Origin of the sequence: Streptomyces phaeochromogenes (genome assembly GCF_001418655.1) — a bacterium.
GTDB classification, from domain to species: domain Bacteria; phylum Actinomycetota; class Actinomycetes; order Streptomycetales; family Streptomycetaceae; genus Streptomyces; species Streptomyces phaeochromogenes.
The window spans coordinates 1-1,723 of the sequence record NZ_LIQZ01000689.1 but is presented as its reverse complement, the minus strand read 5'-3'; the positions used below and the strand labels follow the sequence as shown (position 1 = coordinate 1,723).

The following is a 1,723-nucleotide window of genomic DNA, read 5'->3' as shown; positions in this document are numbered from 1 at the left end:
TGCACCCCCCGCTTCACATCCATCGCGGCCCGCCCCTCCGCACCCCTCCGCTTCCACTCCTTCCGAAGCTCCGCTCGGACCCGCGCATCGGTCTTGGCCACGATCCGCTGGTTCTCCCGGAGCAGCTTCCGGTAGCTCTCCAGCCGCCGCTCGGGCAACACCCCGGAGCCCGCGGCAGCGAGCACCGCGCAGCCGGGCTCGGCCTCGTGTGCGCAGTCCTGGAATCGGCAGGAGGCGGCGAGCTCCTCGATCTCGGAGAACACCTGGCCGACCCCGCTCTCGGCGTCGAAGAGGCCGACTCCGCGCAGCCCCGGTGTGTCGATCAGTACGCCCCCGCCGGGGAGGACGAGCAGGTTTCTGGTCGTGGTCGTGTGGCGGCCCTTGCCGTCGACGTCGCGTGCCGCATGGACGGCCATCACGTCCTCGCCGAGGAGCGCGTTCGCCAGCGTCGACTTGCCGGCGCCGGACTGTCCGAGGAGCACGGAGGTCCCGCCGGACACGACGGCACCTAGGACGTCGAGGCCGTCTCCGTCTGTTGAACTGACCGCCAGCACCTGTACGCCCGGTGCCGTCGTCTCGACGTCCTGCACGAGGTAGGACAGGCCCACCGCGTCCGGTACCAGGTCCGCCTTGGTGAGTACGACCAGGGGCTGTGCGCCGGATTCCCAGGCCAGCGCCAGGAAACGTTCGATTCGGCCGAGGTCCAGCTCCACCGCCAGGGAGACCGCGATGATCGCGAAGTCGACGTTGGCGGCGAGGATCTGTCCTTCCGAGCGCTTGGAGGAGGTCGACCGGACGAAGGCGGTGCGGCGTGGGAGGTACTGCCGTACGTACCGGGGGTCCCCGCCAGCGTCGACCACGGCCCAGTCGCCGGTGCAGATCACGCGCAGGGGGTCGTGCGGCGTCACGAACTCCGTGTCGACCCGGACCAGGCCGTCGGCGGTGACCACGTCGCACTGTCCGCGGTCGACCCGTACGACTCGGCCCGGGATGAGGCCCCGTTCGAGGTGGGGGGCGAATTCGGCAGCCCACCCGTCGTCCCAGCCGTAGGCCGCGAGCGGGTGAGCAGAAGAAAGCAGTGAAGAAGAGGAAGACAAGGGGGGACCCTTCGAAGGGTGGCCCCGGCCGCGCGCGCTCGGGCGCGGAGAAGGAGGTTGTCAGCCGGTGACCACAGAGGTGGATTCGATGAACTTCCGGATGCGGGCAGCGCCCAGCTCGATGACAGCCATCGATCACACCTCCTTGATCACACCAGCACGACGTCGGCGGTGGAGACCCACCGCGAGAACGGTCAGACCTTAGCCCGCTCCTCCGCCCCGGCCAACCCATTTACCGCCCGAGGGCCCGGCCCTGCTCAACTGTGTGTGCAGCTGCGGCCGTTCAGCATGAATTCGTCCGGTTCCGCGTTGCCGTTGCCGGCCTTCCAGGAGCCCAGGAATCCGACGGCGAACGATCCGCCCGCGGCCACCGACTTGTTGTAGTCGGCGGCGCTCGCGGTGACCCGGGAGCCGTCCTGGTCGAAGTTGCCGTCCCACATCTGGGTCACCTTCTGGCCGTCGGGGAAGGTCCAGCTGACTCGCCAGTTGTTGAGGGCGTAGTCGGACTTGACGGTGACGGTGGCCTGGAAGCCGTCGGGCCACTCGTTGACCAGTTCGTACCGGGCGTGGCAGACGGCGGGTTCGCTGGGGTTGGGGTCGGCGCCCTCCTCCTCGGCCGAGGAGGA

The 1,723-nt window shown here is 69.3% G+C and carries 2 protein-coding genes; both read right to left on the bottom strand.

What is annotated here, in order from left to right; genetic code table 11:
* Window positions 1-1,097 (bottom strand): ribosome small subunit-dependent GTPase A (gene rsgA / locus AOK17_RS47585; protein WP_055618830.1); only part of this gene is annotated, 1,097 nt, incomplete at its 3' end.
* Window positions 1,098-1,354: 257 nt separating this feature from the next.
* Window positions 1,355-1,723 (bottom strand): cellulose-binding domain-containing protein (locus tag AOK17_RS47580; protein ID WP_206190963.1); only part of this gene is annotated, 369 nt, incomplete at its 5' end.